Source organism: Floridaenema fluviatile BLCC-F154 (assembly GCF_041929135.1).
In the GTDB taxonomy this organism is placed as follows: domain Bacteria; phylum Cyanobacteriota; class Cyanobacteriia; order Cyanobacteriales; family Aerosakkonemataceae; genus Floridanema; species Floridanema fluviatile.
Genome location: NZ_JBHFNS010000010.1, coordinates 1 through 18,218 on the forward strand (window position 1 = coordinate 1; position 18,218 = coordinate 18,218).

Sequence of the window (18,218 nt, forward strand, 5' to 3'; positions counted from 1 at the left end):
TAATGTGAGTAAATATTCTCCACTTCGATAGATAATTCCGGCATTTTCAACTTGGTCAGAGGGAAAATTTTTGCTACGTAACATCAATTGGGAAAAGCCGAGAATTGCATTTAGGGGCGATCGCAATTCATGACTCATATTGGCAATAAATGTACTTTTGACTTGATTTGCAACTTCGGCTTTTTCTTTGGCAATTTCTAATTGTACTGTGCGTTCATGTACCCGATTTTCTAATTCTTGATTTAACCTTTTTAAATTTACTTCTGCTTGCGTTCGTTCACTAACTGTCGCTGCTAATATCAGAGTAGTAATAGTAATGACTGCCATAAATGTTTGTAATAACAGAGTTGCCTCACTAATTTTTTCAGTTCTGACTATAAAAGGCCCTCCCTTAGAGAAAATTGATAAGACTGAGATAATTGATACTAAAAATAAAGAAAAGAACGATGTTTTTTGATCGAATTTTAATGTTGACCAAATAATTAAAGGTAAGGGCAAATATTCTATGGAATAATTGGCAATACTCTTATCCATTTTCGTAAAGAATACTGCCCAACTGAGCATCACCACTAGACTTAACAATAGGAAAGATAGCAAACTTTTTTTTACAATCTGTGGGAGAGATAAATTTTTCCAATCTTGAAGTTGATGACTCGAAGAAAAAGATAAAATTAAGGGAGTAAAAATTAAGATACCCATAAAATTAGCTAGCCATAAACTCCAGAAAATATTAATAGTCTTACTCCAATTACCGTCAGGGGATAAACAAGCCAAATAACTCCAATCTCCTTCCCGTAATAAACAAGCCATTAATATCATCAAAATAGGCTTAATTTGAGTAGAAACTATAGCTCCCAAAAATATCAATTTAAAGACATCACTTACCCGATTTAAACGGCGATCGAACTGAAAATAATCTAAGCACTTGACAGCAAATATCGTTTGTAAAATTTCGGATAGTAAGGGTACGATCTTTGTAGTAATATCAAGTTTACCATTACCAATACCAAAAAAGGCAAACATAAAAATATATATAGATACTATTGAAAAATAAATCACCACTAGTGGAAAAACTCTGATTCTAAATAATAAAGTTACTCCGAGAGCAATCCCAGCAGGGGGCCAAAAAGTCACTGCCAGACGATCTAGCGATTGCAGTTTTACTGATAAGAACATCCCTAGCAGATAGAGAACGATAAATATGAGGAATTGGAGTCCATAATTTCTAGATAGCGATCGCTGAATTTTTTGGTTTAATTTCATTTTTCTCCTCCATCTTTTATCCGAGAAGCAAAAATCAATACTCATTATTTAATATATAAATTAAACATTAAATTGCAAAAAGCCCAGTTTCGAGGTGAAACTGGGAACAATTTAAAAGAGAGGATGTTAGATTTTAATCTAATCGATATAACCCATAAAATTGGCGGTATCCTCATCTTCGTTATCAGCAACGGGACGATTTCCAGATAAAACAATGGTTTCGGAAATGTGCAGATTACTAGCCATAATCGGACGTATTCCCATTGAGTTAATTGTTTCTACAACTTTCAGAGTGCTAACACCAATGGGACGCATTCCAGAGGAGTTGATCATTTCAGCGACTTGAAAATCACTGATACCAACGGGACGCATTCCAGAGGAGTTAATCATTTCCGCAATTTTTAACTCGCTGGCAGCGATCGGACGGATTCCAGACGAGTTGATGGTGTCCCGAACTACTAAGTGAGTTGCAGAAATGGGACGAGTGGTAAGCGCAAGAGTTGAATCTTGATTTTTTCCGGCAACCGCTAGTTTTGTCGAAGTTTCTGATTCCATATTTGGGGTTTCACCTTCTTTTCCTTCTTTTAGGTCTGGCGCTGTCTTTTTCCCGTTGACTTTAGCGGTTTTTTCGCTCTCGGTGTCGTTGGTCTTGCCATTATTATTAGCTTTGGCACTACTGGTAACGCTCATAACCTAAAACCTCTAAATTCTTCTGGGATTTTGCTTAATTTGGTCAAAATCTAAACCACAGATTTTTTTACTTATTGATCTGAGTTTAGTTCAAAAAATATTATAAAGCTATAAATATCTTTAATAGCTAAGTATAAATAAAAATATATATATGAAATTTTGTTAATTAGTTTTGCTGTATTTTACACAATTAGTAGGGTGCGCCAGATGCTAAAACCCTGATGTTGTCGATCGGGATTTTATCTCTGACGCACCCTACAACTCTCATATCCTTGCTCTCAAAGTTTTAGGAACGGCGATTGCTTAACCACTTAGCGGCGACAATACCCAGTACGCCGACAACTAAGGGGTTGCTGAGGAATTTCATAATTCCGGGTTTTTCTGCTAAAACGTCGCGGAAAATATCGGGGTGAGAATGATAGGTGAATGAGGCTAATTTGGCAACATCGTCTGCATTCATGCGACTGGCGTGGTGGGTGGAAAGTGCCAATTGTTGCTCTAAATCTCGATCGCTTAATCCCCGTTCTTTCAATTTTTTCAAGAATTCTTTAGCTACATCATCGCGTTCGTTGGGTTTAATTTGAGCGATCGCATTTCTTAATTCTGGTTCCATTTGAGTGGGAGAAATGCGATCGTGTTGCAAAGATTGACCAAATAATTGGCGACGTTCATCTACTGTAGAACGTTGAGCAAAATCATCAAAATTTTCGTATTCTCTGGAAGGATCGCTAGGCAAATCGTTCATTGATTCCACGTTACCTTTTGCCAAATCGTTCATGATTTGACGTTTATATTCATCGCTAGTAGCCATTATTTTTTCTCCATTTATGATTTACGATTCGTAGCGGATTTGCTGCGATTGATAATCGTATTTACCAGTCAAAATCAGTTTTTTATCCGGTGCGTAAACTAAAACTGTTAAATCCTGATTCGGGAAATTTTTATGAAAACCTTGCAGTAAAGAACTTGCTAAAGGTCTAACTTCATTAGGTTTAACTTGGGGAGTGATTACCACACCTAACTTGTTGTTGTCGCGCACATAAGCATCCTTAACTAATCCTTTGCTTTGGCGAACGACCCAATCACCAAATTGTTGACTTGATGCTGTCGAACCTCGTTCAATTTGATTGTAAGATGTGTTACTAGCTGGAGGTATTTGCGGTCTTTGTGCAGTTGGTGCAACGCCACTACAAGCAGTAGTAATGCTGAGAATTAATGCTAATGTTAGCGCCGTCAAAATTTTGCGGCTTTGCTGTATAATTTGCAATTTATTTTCCTCCTAGCACAGCAGATTTTTTCATAGAATAAAAAGGTCTAGACGAAGACTTTTCCAGACCTTTTTTTAGGTTAAGATTTAGGCGCGATCGATCGTTTCTTTCGCTTTATCCTTCAGGTCTTCACCAGCATGACGAGCTTGTGCTTCAGCTTGTTTTGCTTTCCCTTCTGCTTTATCTTGGGGATCGCCAGTGACGTTACCCATTGCTTCTTGAGCTTTACCTTCTAAGTTTTTGCCTGTGGCTTTTGCTCTATCTTCTAAACTCATGATTACTTCCTCTCTTTTACTGAAGTTTACACAGATTAACTATTAAGTTATTCTGTTTTTTTGCTACATTTCCAATTTATTAATAATTTAGCCAGTTAACCTCTGACTAGAGATACATTTATTACCTGATTATGCTGTTACTTAAGGCTTACGCTTTCAGAGGTAGTTGTTTTTTGAACCGCAGAGACACAGAGGGCGCAGAGAGAAGAAAGAGTTGAATCTAAGAGGAATTGATTAAATTAGTTTTTGGGAAATTTAAATTAGTTAAAGATACAATAAAAGAGTCACTTCAAGAAAGAGTTATGAGTCAATTTAGTCTGCAAGCGAAGTTTCAACCAATGGGGGATCAGCCACAAGCGATCGCTGATTTGAGCAAAAATATTTTAGCTGGTCATCGTTACCAAACTTTGCTAGGTGGAACGGGAACAGGCAAAACTTTTACTGTCGCTTCCACAATCGAAAAAGTCGGGAAACCCACTTTAGTTTTAGCACATAACAAAACTTTGGCGGCTCAGCTGTGTAACGAATTGCGGGAGTTTTTTCCTGAAAATGCAGTCGAGTATTTTGTCAGTTATTACGATTACTATCAACCAGAAGCTTACATCCCCGTTACTGATACTTACATCGAAAAAACTGCCGCAATTAATGATGAAATAGATATGTTGCGTCACTCAGCAACTAGGTCACTTTTTGAAAGAAAAGATGTAATTGTCGTTGCTTCGATTAGCTGCATTTACGGCTTAGGAATTCCTTCAGAATATCTCAAAGCCGCAATTCCTTTTCGCGTCGGACAAGAAATTAATCAAAGGCAAGTTTTGCGCGATTTAGCGACAGTTCAATATAACCGGAATGATACCGAAATTGGCAGGGGGCGTTTCCGAGTTCGGGGAGATGTGTTAGAAATTGGCCCAGCTTATGAAGATCGCATTATTCGAGTAGAATTCTTTGGTGATGAAGTTGATGCAATTCGTTATGTTGACCCAGTAACAGGCGAAATTCTCCAAAGTTTAGAAGCAATAAATGTTTATCCGGCGCGTCACTTTGTCACGCCTGATGAAAAATTGGAGGCGGCTTGTAATGATATTGAAGCTGAATTAAAAGCACAGTTAGCCGAGTTAGAAAAAGCCGGAAAATTATTAGAAGCGCAAAGATTAGATCAGCGCACTCGCTACGATTTAGAAATGTTGCGCGAAGTCGGATATTGCAACGGCGTGGAAAATTATTCCCGACATTTAGCCGGAAGATTTCCCGGAGAACCGCCAGAATGTTTAATTGATTATTTTCCGAAAGATTGGCTATTAGTAATTGATGAATCTCACGTTACTGTTCCGCAAATTCGGGGAATGTATAATGGCGACCAAGCCAGAAAAAAAGTATTAATTGAGCATGGTTTTCGGCTTCCCAGTGCAGCGGATAATCGCCCTTTGAAAGCGGAAGAGTTTTGGCAAAAAGTTAATCAATGCGTATTTGTTTCTGCGACCCCGGGAAATTGGGAAGTTGAAATTTCTGAAAATCGCATTGTGGAACAAATAATTAGACCAACGGGAGTAATTGATCCTGAAGTTTTTGTCCGTCCAACTGAGGGGCAAATTGATGATTTGTTGGGCGAAATTAAAGATAGAGTGAAGTTAAAAGAACGAGTTTTAGTGACAACTTTAACTAAGCGAATGGCGGAGGATTTGACTGAGTATTTGCAAGAAAGAGGGATTAGAGTACGTTACTTACATTCGGAAATTCAATCAATTGAAAGAATTGAAATTTTGCAGGATTTAAGAAATGGTGATTATGATGTTTTGATTGGGGTGAATTTGTTGCGGGAAGGTTTGGATTTGCCAGAGGTTTCTTTGGTGGCTATTTTAGATGCTGATAAGGAGGGTTTTTTAAGGGCGGAACGTTCGTTAATTCAGACAATTGGTAGGGCGGCGCGTCATGTTCGGGGACAGGCGATTTTGTATGCTGATAATTTGACTGATAGTATGGCAAAAGCGATCGAAGAAACCGAAAGAAGACGCGGAATTCAAGTGGCATATAACAAGATGCACAACATTACACCGCAACCAATTATCAAAAAGTCAGGAAACTCAATTTTGGCTTTTTTAGAAGTGTCGCGCCGATTAAATTCTCAACAGTTAGAAACTGCATATCAACAGTCAGATGATTTATCTTTGGAAGAGATTCCAGAGTTGATTACGCAGTTAGAAATGCAGATGAAAGATGCAGCGAAAAAGTTAGAGTTTGAGGAGGCGGCTAAGTTGCGCGATCGAATTAAGCATCTACGCGATAAACTGGTTGGACATTAAGACGTAGGGTGCGTTAGCGCCAGCGTAACGCACCCTATATATTATGAAGAAGTCTGTTGTTGATAAGCAATATAAACTGCTTCTAAAAATACATCGGGTGTTAAACCTTCGGGTAAATCTTTTAAGTCGATAATGTTTCTAATTTGTCTGGCTAAGTGCAAACTTAGTTCGTTTTTGGCTTTGGTTGTCATTTCCTGGCGGCGTTGTAAATATTCGCGGACAGTGGCAAAATCGTCAGGTAATAATAAAGATAAGTTGGCGATTTGTGGGAGTTCTTTTGCTAATTCTTGGGTTTTTTCTGAGATGGTAAAATTAGTAGTTGCAACTAGGTATTCTTCTTGAACTACTACTGTTCCTGCTGCCATGTCTCCGAGTCGCTTTTCTTTGGGTGTTAACATGATTAAAAAAGCACCAATAAACAGAGTGTCATCAAAGGGACGTAGTAAAGCTCTTAAGGTTGCTTGTTGAATTCCTACTCTTCTGCCATCATCACGAATTACCCGAATTTTACTGTAACGTTTTCCGGGTGTTTGTCCTTGCCATAAGACTTCAAAAAATACGAAGTAACCCATATAAATGGTAAAGTTGAGGAATAAGGCGATCGCAAACAACCAAAGTCCTAAATTCCTCGCATTACCAAAAGCATCTATAATAACTACCGTAAAAATTCCCCAAGCTACCCAAAATACAGTTAAGGTTAAACCCAAGGCGATATAATCAATCAACAAAGCTAAAGCGCGATTACCAATTCCGGCTAAAGTGAATTCTAGTTCTACGCTTTCTGGGGTTTGTAAAGTAATTCTGTTGAAAAATCGCATGGCAGATAGATAGTTTTGACTTGGGAATTTGGAGTTATTTAGAAACCTGGCGCTTGGGGGTAAATTGCTAAATTTCGCGATCGCGTAACCGCAAATCTAAACCTTCGCGACGACTACGTAGATCGTAATAAATGACTGCTTTAACAGCTTGCCAGAAAGGCATAATAATTGCCCCACCTAGTAAACTTAAAATAAAGGAAATTAGCTGAATAATGGCGTAAAGTGAAGTCCCTGGTTCTGTGCCAATTTGAAAAAATGAGGGAATATATCCGGTAATTATTTGAATTGGTATTGTTACCAAGAAAGCAACAACAATAATGTATTGAATTCGACCAACAGCATCTTTGGTTAAATCCCAACTTCTATCAATACTTTGGCTACCACTAGTTGTATTTTTTTCAACTGCTAAAGGTACTTCAGCAACAAACCATCTGGAGTAAAATCTAATAATCGCTATTATCCCAGCAATGAACAAAATAATACCAGCAATTACTGCAACAATTATGCCTGCTTGCGTTCCTAAAATAGCTAGGGGAAGAATCACAACTGCTAACACTGCTAAATACCATAGAATGTAAATTCCTACTAATCGCAATCCTACCCCTAAACCTACTCCTAGAAATGACCAGAGGCGCGGTTTAATGTATTCGCTTGCAACGCTCTCTGTTTCCGGTTTATTAATTAATTCACAGAAAGCTAAACGGGCAATTAATCCATGAATCGCACAAAATTTTGCCCAACCATATATCGGTATCATCAGCCACAAATAGGCAAATATAGACAACTTAAGGTATGTTTTCAAATTAGAACGATACATCACCAGTCCGGCGCTGACGACGTTACCAACACTGAGGGGACGGATAGAACTTTGTGACATAAGTAAAAATTTCCTAGCGACTAAAAAACTGCATGATTTATAGGGATTTTTGATGTGAAAATTTGAGTTTTAAGTTATTAATAATTTAAAATAATTGACTCTAACTTAAAACTCACTTCTAAAATTTACACTTCAAAGTTGCGATCGCGTACCTGCAAACCCATTCCTTCGCGACGACTCCGCAAGTCATAGTAGATAACTGCTTTAACTGCTTGCCAAAAAGGCATAATCAATGTTCCCATAAGTACAACCAGCACTATGAAAGCAAAGATTAAACCAATTAATACTCCACCTGCATCTGAAGCAGCTGATGAAGTTCCAGCTTGTATTCCCAAAGCAACCAAATATCCCATCAGAAAAAACAGCGGAATTGACGCTATAAAAATTAGGGGTGCTGAAATTAAATATGCTACTAAAAGGATGATTTGAATTCTTACTCCTGCTCCTTTTGTTAACTCCCAGGTACGACTAATTGTGGTAGTTGCATCGACATTTTCTATGGCTATTGGTAACTCTGGAATAAAATATCGAGCTTGGAACCAAAGTTGCACAAACCAGGTAACTAAAATAATCACAAGTCCGAGTAAAACTGCAAGTGAATTGTTGTTTCCTAAAATACCTGTAACTGCGAACTGTAATATATTCGAGACTATACTCAAACCAAAATTGATCGCAAAAAGTACCAGACCAACTAAAATTGCTGCTCCTAAAAAAGTCCACATTCGGGGTTTGAGATGATTCTCGGCACTCTTGGCAGTTTCCGGTTGATTAATTAAATCGCCAAATCCCAAACGTGAAATTTGGGCAGAAATCATCGCTGCTTTTGCCCAACCATAAATGGGAATTAACGACCACAATAAAGATTTGAAAGCCAGACCAAGATACAACTTAAAATGGGAGCGATACAGCACAAATGCGCTGCTGACTACATTACCAACACTGAGGGGACGAATAGAACTTTGTGCCATAAGTAAAATTTTCCTAGCGACAGTGCGTAAGCTTTGACGCTATCTTAAGTTACGCTAAGCTTAGTTTGCAGAAAATTTTATGAATATTCAACGTTGGATCGCACGACGACAACCAAACTGGAAACGGTTGGATACTTTATTAAAAAAAGTTGAAAAAAAAGGACTTAAATCACTTCATGCTGATGAAATTAAAGAATTGGCAAGTTTGTATCGTACCGTTTCCGCAGACTTAGCGCGATCGCGCACTCAAAAAATTAGTGACACTCTCACCCAAGATTTACAAATTCTCACTTCCAGAGCTTATAACCAAATTTACCAAGGTTCCCGTCGGCAAGAATGGGCAGCAGTTTGGGAATTTTATCGTTGGGGTTTTCCCGCAGTTATCCAGCAAACAAAAGGTTATATTGCTGTAGCAACCAGTATGTTTTTTTTGGGTGCGATCGTCGCTTGGTGGTACGCTTGGCAAGACCCGACGTTTCTATCAATTATTGTACCCGAAAGATTAATTACAATGGTACGCGATGAAGGTAAATTGTGGATGGGTTCAATTGTGGGCATTGAACCATTAGCTTCTAGCGGCATTATGATTAATAATATTTCTGTTTCTTTTGGTGCTGTTGCTGGAGGAATTACAGGCGGAATTTATACAACTTTTTTAATGTGGTACAACGGATTAATGATAGGTGGTGTTGCTACTTTGGTAGCCCAAAATAATTTAGCTTTTCCTTTTTGGGCGTTTGTATTTCCTCACGGTTCCTTAGAACTACCTGCAATCTTCTTAGCTGGTGGCGCAGGTTTGTTAATAGCAAGAGCAATTTTGTTTCCTGGAAAATATCGCCGTAGTGACGCATTGAAATATTATGGCGGATTGGCATCTCAACTAGTTTTTGGCATCGTACCTCTGTTAATTATTGCTGGAATAATAGAAGGCTTTTTATCTCCTAATCCCGCAATTCCTGCCCCGATTAAATATTTTGTAGGCATTACTCTTTTCTTACTTTTACTTGCTTATTGTAACCTGAAAAATACCGAAGAAAATAGGGGATAAATTTCCCAGTTCCCCAACTTCTTGAAGAAGTCGGGGAACTCGGAAATTCACCGACGAATTAATAAACTTAAACCTTCGCGACGATTTTGAATGTCGTAATATACCACTGCTTTGATTGCTTGCCAAAAGGGTAATATTAAGATGTTGATTAATACCAATAACCCAATAGTTAAAATTGTCAGTAATTGAGAATCAGTGAGTTTAAAGTAAGTAAATCCAAAATTTAATAATCCTAAAGCGATTTGATTCAAAAATAAAATAGGAAAACAAACTAAGCTAGTAATTGTAATAATTAACTGTGGGCGAAAACCATAACTACTGGTTAACTTGTTACTTTTTTTCAGTGCATTCCACATATTAGCTTTGTCTTCGACAGCGAGAATAACTTCGGCGATAAAGAACTGAGAATATACTGAAATTACTGCTGCGATAAAGGTGACAACTAAGAAGATGACTACTAACAGATAACTTAAAAACGCGAAACTTTGCATTAAAGAACTTTTGGGAACTTCAGTATAAATAGATGAATAGAGAAATTGGGAAAGTTTTATCCCGACAACTACCAATACAATAAATAAAATATTAAAGCTGATGTATACTGCTACAAACACGGCAAATGCTGATAATAAAAAGCCGAGTAATTTCCGATTAACTTGCTTTTGAGCCGATCGCCAAAGTTCAGGTTTTCCCGAAATTTCTTGAAATACTAATCTGGAAATTAACGCAGAGTTAGCAAAAAATATTGCCCAACCTAACAAGGGAATAATTAACCAAAAATGGGCGAGCAAACTAATCAGAAAATATGTCTTGAATCGAGAGCGATAAATTTTTAATCCACTAGTAACGACATTTCCCGGATTAAGTAATTGCATGATAATTAGCCAAGAATTTAAAGTTGATTTCGGGCTTTTAATTGCAAGTATCGATCGACTATTTGTTCGCTAATTTGATTTGCTGGTGCATCTAAAACTAACACTCCTTTTTGTTTTAATTGAGCAAAAGCAACTTGACGTTGCGATATTAAATCTAAGGCAACAGCACGACTATAAGCACCATCTAAATCTTTGGTAAAACTGTGTGCTTGTTTGTCAACTTGCGGATCGCGCAAAGTTACACAAAATGGTAAATAACGAGGAGCTAATCTGCCCAAAGCTGCTAGTAATTCTGCGGAAGCAGTAACATCTATGATGTCTGTAATTAACACGACTAATGCTCTTCTTGTTTGTTGATTTACTAAAGAAGTGCAAGCACCGAGATAATCTGGTTCTAATAATACTGGTTGAATTGGTGTTAAGCGATCGATCAATTTCGCCAATTGATTTTGTCCTCTTTCGGGAGGTATCCAAGTGACAATTTCTCGATCGAACACTGCAACACCAACGCGATCGCCTCGATGAATCCCCGCCAATGCTAAAGAAAGTGTCGCATTTAATCCCCAATCAAAACGTTTTAAACCTTGCACATTTGCCGTCATTAATCTGCCGCGATCGAGCAAAATAATTAAAGTTTGTTCTTGTTCAGGTTCTAAAACTCTTACTTGTAAAGATGCGGAAGGTGTCGCACCTAAACGCCTTGCTGTAGCTTTCCAATCCACAAATCGCGGATCGTCTCCCATGCGATATTCCCGCAATTCCGCAAATTCTGTACCGATTCCCATGCGCCGAGCTTGACGCATTGTACCTGTATTTTGTAAGGTTAATTTTATCGATAATTGCCGCAATCCTAACAAATCTGGATAAACAGCAACTTTGAAACTTTGGGGAATTTTTTTGTTACTCCAAGCTAAACCCCAAGCACCTAATTGTCTAACTTGAATGTCTCCCCAAGCATATTCACCTCTGTAAGTTGGATGTACTGTGTAAGTAATTTCTTGACTGCTATTCTTAGGTAGAGAAGTTTGTAACTTGGGATGAGAAACGCCAAATTCTATCGGATAAAAGTCACGAATTTGAATTAACGCTTTCCGGTTTTTTGATTTAATTGACAAGGTAACTGGGTTATCTCTACCAATTGATAATCTACCTAACGGTTGACGGGTAATTTCTACCATGTTTCCCCGTTCTCGCCAATTGTCGATCGCCATCAACAAAAGTAAAATTGCATCAAATAATAAAGCGCCTAAAATGCCAATGGTGACGCTAAAAAGGGATGCTAGGGAAATAGCGATCGCCACTCCCAAAACTAACAGTAAATAAAACTTTCCTGAAGGAACCATCTTTCGATTTTTGATTTGGATTGAGGAATTTATTAGCTTACTTGCTTTATCTGGGAACCGCAACTTGATTTAATAACGAAGAAATTACCGCATCAATTTGCAATCCATCTAACTGAGATTCCGGGCGTAAAATTAACCGATGTCGTAACAACGGACGGGCTACAGCCTTAACATCATCAGGACTAACAAAATCTTTTCCTGATAGCCAAGCATAAGCTTTACTTGTTTGCAACCAAGCACCTGTAGAACGAGGAGAAGCACCCAAAGCTAAATCCGAATGTTGCCGACTTCGCTGCACTAAAGCTAACAAATAATCAATAATTTTTTCATCAACTTTCACAGCATTTACTTCCTGACGTGCTGCTAAAATACTCTCAACATTTGCCACTGGTTTTAACCTTGCTAAATCTTGCCTTTTGGCTTGAAAACCAGACTGGCGATTGAGTAACATTTGCTTTTCCGCAGCTGCATCAGGATAGTCAACAACTAACTTAAATAAAAACCGATCTAATTGTGCTTCTGGTAAAGGATAAGTCCCCTCAAATTCTAAAGGATTTTGCGTGGCAATTGTCCAAAATAATTCCGGCAAGGGCAAACTTTCCCCATCCATTGTTACCTGTTGTTCTTCCATCGCTTCTAGCAAAGCTGATTGGGTTTTTGGTGGCGTGCGGTTAATTTCATCTGCTAATAATACTTGGGTAAAAACGGGCCCTTTTTTTAAGGTGAATTGGCGCGTATTCAAGTCAAAAATATTAGTGCCGATAATATCAGCTGGGAGAATATCTGGAGTTAATTGAATCCGGCGAAAGTCGGCTTGAATTATTTGAGCTAAAACTTTCACTAGTAAGGTTTTTCCTGTCCCCGGAACTCCTTCTAAAATTACATGACCCCCTGATAACAAAGCTACTAATAATTGTTGTACTAAAGTAGTTTGTCCAACTACAACTCGGTTTAAGCCCTGACTCAACCGATTAAATACTGTTAATAGTTCATCGTTCATTGGAGAATTTGTCATTTGTTACTTGGATTTTCTCATTATCAATTATCGACCAAACTAAAACCAGATACAACCCCCTAGATTTATCTGTCACTTCATCGAAAATTGAAAATCTCCTGGCGGATTTTTTGCCATTTTTCTAACCAGTTTAGCAAGTCTTGTTCGCTAGGGCGACGTTTTTTAGATTGTATTTGTAATACTTCTTCCAGTTCTGTTACTTTTCTGCCAGTTTGTTCTACCCAAGCATTGACTAACGTTTCTTTAGCTACAGGTGTTTGTCCTAAGCCTAAAGCTTTTTGCAATTGTAACTGTTCTTCTTTGCCAATTGTTTCTAAAACAAATTCTCTAGTTTCCGCTTTTTCCAACACGCTAGCTAATGCTTGAATATAAGCTTCACTGTTGTTAACTGAGGATGTTGTTAGCTTTGTTGGCTGTCCAAAACGGCGCAGATTAGCCAAAATTAAAATTAGCAGAATAAATACCAGTTGTAAAAATGCCGGAAATAAAGGTGTTTTGGCTAGGTAACTTACCCAACTTTGGTTATTTTCTGCGACAATAGTTTCTTTATCTTTGTAGCCGTGGATATACTCATTTACCAAGATTAATTTGCTATCTTCGCTGACTAATTCTGCTAGGAATTTGTAGTTACCTGGTTCATTTTGATAGGCATTCGCGCCTAGATAAGGTGTGGTTGCATAAATAACTTTTCCGTTACCAAGTTTCTTTTCCCAAACGATCGCCCCAAATCGATCGCCCAATCGTTCCTCTATATTTTTTAGCTCTTTTCTCCGTCTAGTTGTAGAAATTGTTACTTTGCCAAAAGCACTCTCTTGCCTAGTAGTAAAGCTTGCCTCTGTTACAGGTTCGCGCAGTCCTAAAATTACCAAATTATTACCTTTTTCTACCCACCTTCTTTCCTGGGGAAACATTCCAATTTCCCCAAATCCACTATTTATTCGTAACAGTGTGGTTGGCGTATTTGTCGGCTGATTATTGTTAATTTCTGGTAATTTTTCTAAAGGTTTTTGCCAGCGTTGAATCGGAATTTCCTGTTTTTCCATGAAAGCATACCAAGCACCGTAACCGCTAGGGGCGCGACTGTAGGTGGAACCATTCCTAATATTATTATTTTGCGGAGCAGCTAATAAGGTAATTAAGATTAATGCTCCCAAGGCGATCGCCAAAAACCAGAAATTTCTTCGCGAAAGTCTCATTGTTTTTCAATTTCCTGATAAGCTTGTTGGCATCTTTCAAATATTTCTAAAGAAATCGGACTGTTAGCAAAACATAACTGTTCGTGAGTATTCAGTAAAAGTTGATATGCTTGCTGATTAGGTAAGTTTTGAATTAATTGCCGATATTCTCCATCTGTCCGGCTAGTTTCATCCAGAATTATACCCCGATCGTTCAATCTTTGTAACATTGCCATATACAAACAGCGCACTGCTTCTTTATAGTTTCCTTGACGGTAATATTTGCGCGATCGCTCAATCCAATTCGACACTTTTAACTTATTTATACTCGTCGTTTTTAACTCAACTGAATTTTCTAAACCTGGTACATAATCATAGAATTTTTTCCAATTTTGCCAAATTTGTCGCCCCAACCAAACTAATAGTAACCCGACCATTACCCAAAATACTCCTCGTACCAATAACCACAGGAATTCTAACAATTCAGGACTCCAATTTATCTCTGGTAACTGAGTCTGATTCCTAGACAGCAGCAACTCAAACCATTCGTTAAACCGTTGCATCTGTTGCTGGAACTCCCAACCTAAATTAGTTTTCTCAAAACTTTCTGCTGCCATAATTGTTAAATTCCTCACATTTACTTTACTAGAATATGCTAATTAGAAAATTCCTGCGAAAAAACTTTTTGTCTGTCTTACATCTTCTCCTTAAATAAGTAAAATTCGGTACATGATAAATAACAGCGTTTGGCTTGTCAAGCCAGATTGTCCATGACATAATTTTAGCGAGGAATTAATCAATAGTTTCAGCTAAAATTATCGAGAGCAGTTGGGAATGGTAATATATTTTTACAAAGTTTATGAATCCTACGGCTGTTTTTCCAATTTTTCTCCTCATGGCATTTTCCTGGAAGGAGAATATTGGCAAACAGTAGAGCATTACTACCAAGCAAATAAATTTTTAGGTACAAAAGATAGCGTTGTTATCCCGATAATTAAAGCTGCTACCACGCCGGAAAAAGCTGCCTCTTTAGGGCGCGATCGCACGCGCAAAGTCCGCCCCGACTGGGAAGAAGTCAAATGTTCAATTATGCGCCAAGCCGTACTCACCAAATTTCTCACTCACTCAGACATTCAAAAAATCCTCCTGGCTACTGGCGAACAACAAATTGTGGAAAAATCCCCGACCGACTATTATTGGGGTTGTGGCTTAGATAATACTGGTCAAAATAATTTAGGTCAAATTCTCATGAGTGTGCGTCAAGAGATCCGAGAACGGAAAACAGTAAGTGAAATTCAGTAAAATTCTTCCCAAAGAAAGAAGAAGAAATCTCTCTTTTTCTTTCTGCCTCTAGAATGAGTAAATTAATTGCTTTGAGTCAAGGAAAATTAAATTCTGCGAATAAATACCTATTTTTATTAAGTTTGTAGATCTGAGCGTAACTTTTATTTAACAATTGATCTACACAGGTAATATTTATAACTTCTTCCGTACAAATGCCATTTACTAGTAACTCTCAAGCATCCAAGCCAAGTATTTCTCAAACAGCCCTTTTACATCGGATGACTAATCGTATTCGTCAGTCTCTAGATTTACAGGAAATATTAACTGCTACAGTAGCAGAAATTCGGGCTTTTTTAGAAACCGATCGCGTCATGATCTATCGCTTTCACCCGGATAGCAGTGGCGAAGTAATTGCCGAATCAATTGCCGAAAATCGCCTTCCTTCCTTATTAGGATTAAACTTTCCCGCAGACGATATTCCTGTAACAGCAAGGGAAATGTTTGTCAGTGCGCGTCAACGTTCAATGGTAAACGTAGCTACAGGCGAAATCGGCTTAAGTCCTTTAGATTGTCCTGATACCGGACAAGCTTTAGAAGTAGAAGATATTCGCTATCGACCAGTAGATCCCTGTCATATCGAATATCTAACAGCAATGGGCGTAAAATCTTCCGTAGTTGTACCGATTTTGCAATATGATATTAATTCTCAGGAATCTAAACCTAAACTTTGGGGATTACTAGTATCACATCATGCTGACCCAAAAACTATTTCCCCATCAGAATTAGATACAGTACAACAAATTGCCGATCAAGTATCAATTGCGATCGCTCAAAGTAACTTATTAACCCAAGCCCGCCAACAAGCACGCAGAGAAGCAGCAATTAATCAAGTTTCGATTAACCTGCATCGACTAAATACAATTAAATTAGAAGAAGCATTAGCAGAAACAGTTGCTATTTTTCAAGGTAATGGTGGCCGACTTTATATAGCTTTAGATAAAGCTTATTCACCCCAAATATATACTTGTGGCGATGCCCCTATCTTTGAAGAAAAAAGTCAATATTTATTAGAAGAACATCCGATTTGGCAGCAGAAATTTTCGCCCAAAAGGGCAACTGCAACAGCTAAGAATGTATGGGCGATCGCCGACCTTTATCAAGACCCAGAACTTAGCCAACTCGCCGCAATATTTCAGCCTACCCAAATCCGAGGATTATTAGTTATCTCCTTAGAATATCGACAACAATTTTTAGGATATTTAACAGTTTTTCGCCATGAAATAGACAAAGAAACCCTTTGGGCAGGGAGATTCGATCCAGACAATAGACAACTCTATCCCCGGCGATCTTTTGCCGCTTGGTTAGAATTAAAAAAAGGTCTAGCCCTAGACTGGAAACCAGAAGAATTGGAATTAGCCACAGCTTTAGGTACAGAATTTTCTATGGCAGTACAGCAATATCAGTTGTATCGAAAAGTGCAACTACTTAATGCTGATTTAGACCGTCAAGTAAAAGAACGTACAGCCCAATTACAACATTCACTCATATTTGCTAACTTATTAAAGCAAATAACCGACCAAATTCGCAGCACCTTAGATTTTAAAACCATTTTACAAACTATAGTTAGAGAAGTTCGCCAACTATTAAACACCGATCGAGTAATAATTTATCAATTTACTAAACAATGGCATGGCGAAGTAGTTGTTGAATCAGTAATTGGAAATTGTCTTTCAATTTTAGGTTTTACTGGGCCAGAAGATTGTTTCCCTGACGAAGTAGCAGTACTTTATCAACAAGGACGAGTAGGATCAATTAACAACGTTTCCCAAGTTAATATTACTCCTTGTCATTATGAATTTTTGCAAAGCATAAATGTGCAAGCTAATTTAGTAGTTCCGATTAGAATGGGTAATTTACTTTGGGGTTTATTAGTTGCCCATCAATGCCAGTCTCCCAGAGTTTGGCTAACACCAGAAATAGACTTACTGCAACAATTAGCCGATCAAGCAGCGATCGCCATTCAGCAAGCCCAACTTTACCAACAAACCCGCACTTCTGCTGAATTAGAACAAGCAAAAGCCAAACAATTAGAACAAGTATTAATCGACTTACAAAAAACCCAAGCCCAACTAATCCAAACCGAAAAAATGTCGAGTTTAGGACAACTAGTTGCAGGTGTCGCCCATGAAATCAACAACCCAGTCAACTTCATTTTCGGTAATCTTACTTATGCTAGCGATTACTGCCATGACCTCCTAGAATTATTACAACTTTATCTTAAACATCATCCCGAACCCCATCCAGAAATTCAAAAAAAAGCCGAAGAAATCGACGTAGAATTTGTCGCCAACGACTTACCAAAATTGCTGAATTCGATGAAAGTAGGAGCCGATCGCATCAGACAATTAGTATTATCATTACGTAACTTTTCCCGATTAGATGAATCCGACATTAAACCAGTAGACATTCACGAAGGCATTGACAGCACCTTAATGATTTTGCAACATCGCCTCAAACCAAAATCAGGACATTCCGGCATTCAAATCATCAAAGATTATGATGATTTGCCCTTAGTAGAATGCTACGCTGGTCAGTTAAATCAGGTATTTATGAACCTGTTATCTAACGCCATTGATGCTCTAGAAGCTAAAGCTAAAAGCGAAGAAAAGCCCGATCCAATTAATAACGATAACTCTGATGAACTCAAGATAGAAATTTCGACAAAAGTCCTAAAAAACAATTTAGTAAGAATTATAATTGCTGATAATGCTTTAGGAATACCACCAAACGTTAAAACTAGGATATTCGACCCTTTCTTTACCACCAAAGAACCCGGTAAAGGCACAGGATTAGGATTAGCCATTAGCTACCAAATCATAGTGCAGAAACATCACGGAAAACTGAAATGTTCCTCTCAGCCAGAAATGGGTACACAATTTCTTATTGAAATTCCCATTCAGCAAATAGTTAAAACTTCTTAGCAGAGGAGCAGAGGAGCAGGGGAGCAGAGGAGCAGGGGAGC

17 protein-coding genes are annotated in these 18,218 nt (G+C 38.1%); 4 read left to right on the forward strand and 13 right to left on the reverse strand.

Annotated features, from left to right (window positions below; genetic code table 11):
- The 5 genes from ACE1B6_RS00325 to ACE1B6_RS00345 form a co-directional block, all read right to left on the reverse strand.
- A partial coding sequence (locus ACE1B6_RS00325) for a sensor histidine kinase (protein ID WP_413255237.1) occupies nucleotides 1–1,263 on the reverse strand: 1,263 nt, incomplete at its 3' end.
- 138 nt (nucleotides 1,264–1,401) lie between these two features.
- On the reverse strand, nucleotides 1,402–1,953 hold the full coding sequence (locus ACE1B6_RS00330; RefSeq protein WP_413255238.1) for a hypothetical protein: 552 nt from the start codon (nucleotides 1,951–1,953) through the stop codon (nucleotides 1,402–1,404).
- A gap of 286 nt (nucleotides 1,954–2,239) precedes the next feature.
- Nucleotides 2,240–2,764, reverse strand: a complete 525-nt coding sequence (locus ACE1B6_RS00335; RefSeq protein ID WP_413255239.1) for a hypothetical protein — start codon at nucleotides 2,762–2,764, stop codon at nucleotides 2,240–2,242.
- Nucleotides 2,765–2,785: 21 nt separating this feature from the next.
- Nucleotides 2,786–3,220: a hypothetical protein gene (locus ACE1B6_RS00340; RefSeq protein ID WP_413255240.1), complete on the reverse strand. Its 435-nt coding sequence runs from the start codon at nucleotides 3,218–3,220 to the stop codon at nucleotides 2,786–2,788.
- 87 nt (nucleotides 3,221–3,307) lie between these two features.
- Entirely contained in the window at nucleotides 3,308–3,496 is a 189-nt protein-coding gene (locus tag ACE1B6_RS00345) for a CsbD family protein (RefSeq protein ID WP_413255241.1), read from the reverse strand.
- Between the two features lie 302 nt (nucleotides 3,497–3,798).
- On the opposite strand from ACE1B6_RS00345, the gene uvrB reads away from it, so the two are divergent.
- Entirely contained in the window at nucleotides 3,799–5,796 is a 1,998-nt protein-coding gene (gene uvrB / locus ACE1B6_RS00350; protein ID WP_413255242.1) for an excinuclease ABC subunit UvrB, read from the forward strand.
- A 41-nt stretch (nucleotides 5,797–5,837) separates the two neighbouring features.
- Here the strand turns inward: uvrB and ACE1B6_RS00355 are convergent, their stop codons facing one another.
- From ACE1B6_RS00355 to ACE1B6_RS00365, 3 genes are all read right to left on the reverse strand, one after another.
- A complete protein-coding gene (locus ACE1B6_RS00355) occupies nucleotides 5,838–6,614 on the reverse strand; it encodes an RDD family protein (RefSeq protein WP_413255243.1) in 777 nt (258 codons plus the stop codon).
- Between the two features lie 67 nt (nucleotides 6,615–6,681).
- Complete coding sequence (locus ACE1B6_RS00360) at nucleotides 6,682–7,491, reverse strand: hypothetical protein (RefSeq protein WP_413255244.1); 810 nt, start codon at nucleotides 7,489–7,491, stop codon at nucleotides 6,682–6,684.
- 125 nt (nucleotides 7,492–7,616) lie between these two features.
- Nucleotides 7,617–8,459: a hypothetical protein gene (locus ACE1B6_RS00365; RefSeq protein WP_413255245.1), complete on the reverse strand. Its 843-nt coding sequence runs from the start codon at nucleotides 8,457–8,459 to the stop codon at nucleotides 7,617–7,619.
- A gap of 79 nt (nucleotides 8,460–8,538) precedes the next feature.
- On the opposite strand from ACE1B6_RS00365, the gene ACE1B6_RS00370 reads away from it, so the two are divergent.
- On the forward strand, nucleotides 8,539–9,507 hold the full coding sequence (locus ACE1B6_RS00370; RefSeq protein WP_413255246.1) for a stage II sporulation protein M: 969 nt from the start codon (nucleotides 8,539–8,541) through the stop codon (nucleotides 9,505–9,507).
- A gap of 47 nt (nucleotides 9,508–9,554) precedes the next feature.
- Here ACE1B6_RS00370 and ACE1B6_RS00375 read toward each other — a convergent pair whose 3' ends face one another.
- From ACE1B6_RS00375 to ACE1B6_RS00395, 5 genes are all read right to left on the reverse strand, one after another.
- Complete coding sequence (locus ACE1B6_RS00375) at nucleotides 9,555–10,379, reverse strand: hypothetical protein (RefSeq protein WP_413255247.1); 825 nt, start codon at nucleotides 10,377–10,379, stop codon at nucleotides 9,555–9,557.
- A gap of 17 nt (nucleotides 10,380–10,396) precedes the next feature.
- Complete coding sequence (locus tag ACE1B6_RS00380) at nucleotides 10,397–11,722, reverse strand: DUF58 domain-containing protein (protein ID WP_413255248.1); 1,326 nt, start codon at nucleotides 11,720–11,722, stop codon at nucleotides 10,397–10,399.
- 46 nt (nucleotides 11,723–11,768) lie between these two features.
- Nucleotides 11,769–12,737, reverse strand: a complete 969-nt coding sequence (locus ACE1B6_RS00385) for an AAA family ATPase (protein WP_413255249.1) — start codon at nucleotides 12,735–12,737, stop codon at nucleotides 11,769–11,771.
- Between the two features lie 77 nt (nucleotides 12,738–12,814).
- Entirely contained in the window at nucleotides 12,815–13,933 is a 1,119-nt protein-coding gene (locus ACE1B6_RS00390; RefSeq protein ID WP_413255250.1) for a DUF4350 domain-containing protein, read from the reverse strand.
- Nucleotides 13,930–14,529 carry a DUF4129 domain-containing protein gene (locus ACE1B6_RS00395; protein ID WP_413255251.1) on the reverse strand — a complete coding sequence of 200 codons (600 nt, stop codon included), beginning with the start codon at nucleotides 14,527–14,529 and terminating at the stop codon, nucleotides 13,930–13,932. The genes ACE1B6_RS00390 and ACE1B6_RS00395 overlap by 4 nt, the downstream gene beginning before the upstream one ends.
- 217 nt (nucleotides 14,530–14,746) lie before the next feature.
- Between ACE1B6_RS00395 and ACE1B6_RS00400 the strand changes: the two genes are divergently transcribed.
- Together ACE1B6_RS00400 and ACE1B6_RS00405 are read left to right on the forward strand one after the other, a co-directional pair.
- On the forward strand, nucleotides 14,747–15,214 hold the full coding sequence (locus ACE1B6_RS00400) for an NADAR family protein (RefSeq protein WP_413255252.1): 468 nt from the start codon (nucleotides 14,747–14,749) through the stop codon (nucleotides 15,212–15,214).
- 194 nt (nucleotides 15,215–15,408) lie between these two features.
- On the forward strand, nucleotides 15,409–18,177 hold the full coding sequence (locus ACE1B6_RS00405) for a GAF domain-containing sensor histidine kinase (protein ID WP_413255253.1): 2,769 nt from the start codon (nucleotides 15,409–15,411) through the stop codon (nucleotides 18,175–18,177).
- Nucleotides 18,178–18,218: the final 41 nt, after the last annotated feature.

What these genes read in the sequence shown, in the direction of transcription:
- ACE1B6_RS00330 (WP_413255238.1), bottom strand. Translation starts at nt 1,953, where the DNA reads ATGAGCGTTACCAGTAGTGCCAAAGCTAATAATAATGGCAAGACCAAC.
- ACE1B6_RS00335 (WP_413255239.1), bottom strand. Translation starts at nt 2,764, where the DNA reads ATGGCTACTAGCGATGAATATAAACGTCAAATCATGAACGATTTGGCA.
- ACE1B6_RS00345 (WP_413255241.1), bottom strand. Translation starts at nt 3,496, where the DNA reads ATGAGTTTAGAAGATAGAGCAAAAGCCACAGGCAAAAACTTAGAAGGT.
- uvrB (WP_413255242.1), top strand. Translation starts at nt 3,799, where the DNA reads ATGAGTCAATTTAGTCTGCAAGCGAAGTTTCAACCAATGGGGGATCAG.
- ACE1B6_RS00355 (WP_413255243.1), bottom strand. Translation starts at nt 6,614, where the DNA reads ATGCGATTTTTCAACAGAATTACTTTACAAACCCCAGAAAGCGTAGAA.
- ACE1B6_RS00360 (WP_413255244.1), bottom strand. Translation starts at nt 7,491, where the DNA reads ATGTCACAAAGTTCTATCCGTCCCCTCAGTGTTGGTAACGTCGTCAGC.
- ACE1B6_RS00365 (WP_413255245.1), bottom strand. Translation starts at nt 8,459, where the DNA reads ATGGCACAAAGTTCTATTCGTCCCCTCAGTGTTGGTAATGTAGTCAGC.
- ACE1B6_RS00370 (WP_413255246.1), top strand. Translation starts at nt 8,539, where the DNA reads ATGAATATTCAACGTTGGATCGCACGACGACAACCAAACTGGAAACGG.
- ACE1B6_RS00375 (WP_413255247.1), bottom strand. Translation starts at nt 10,379, where the DNA reads ATGCAATTACTTAATCCGGGAAATGTCGTTACTAGTGGATTAAAAATT.
- ACE1B6_RS00380 (WP_413255248.1), bottom strand. Translation starts at nt 11,722, where the DNA reads ATGGTTCCTTCAGGAAAGTTTTATTTACTGTTAGTTTTGGGAGTGGCG.
- ACE1B6_RS00385 (WP_413255249.1), bottom strand. Translation starts at nt 12,737, where the DNA reads ATGACAAATTCTCCAATGAACGATGAACTATTAACAGTATTTAATCGG.
- ACE1B6_RS00390 (WP_413255250.1), bottom strand. Translation starts at nt 13,933, where the DNA reads ATGAGACTTTCGCGAAGAAATTTCTGGTTTTTGGCGATCGCCTTGGGA.
- ACE1B6_RS00395 (WP_413255251.1), bottom strand. Translation starts at nt 14,529, where the DNA reads ATGGCAGCAGAAAGTTTTGAGAAAACTAATTTAGGTTGGGAGTTCCAG.
- ACE1B6_RS00400 (WP_413255252.1), top strand. Translation starts at nt 14,747, where the DNA reads ATGGTAATATATTTTTACAAAGTTTATGAATCCTACGGCTGTTTTTCC.
- ACE1B6_RS00405 (WP_413255253.1), top strand. Translation starts at nt 15,409, where the DNA reads ATGCCATTTACTAGTAACTCTCAAGCATCCAAGCCAAGTATTTCTCAA.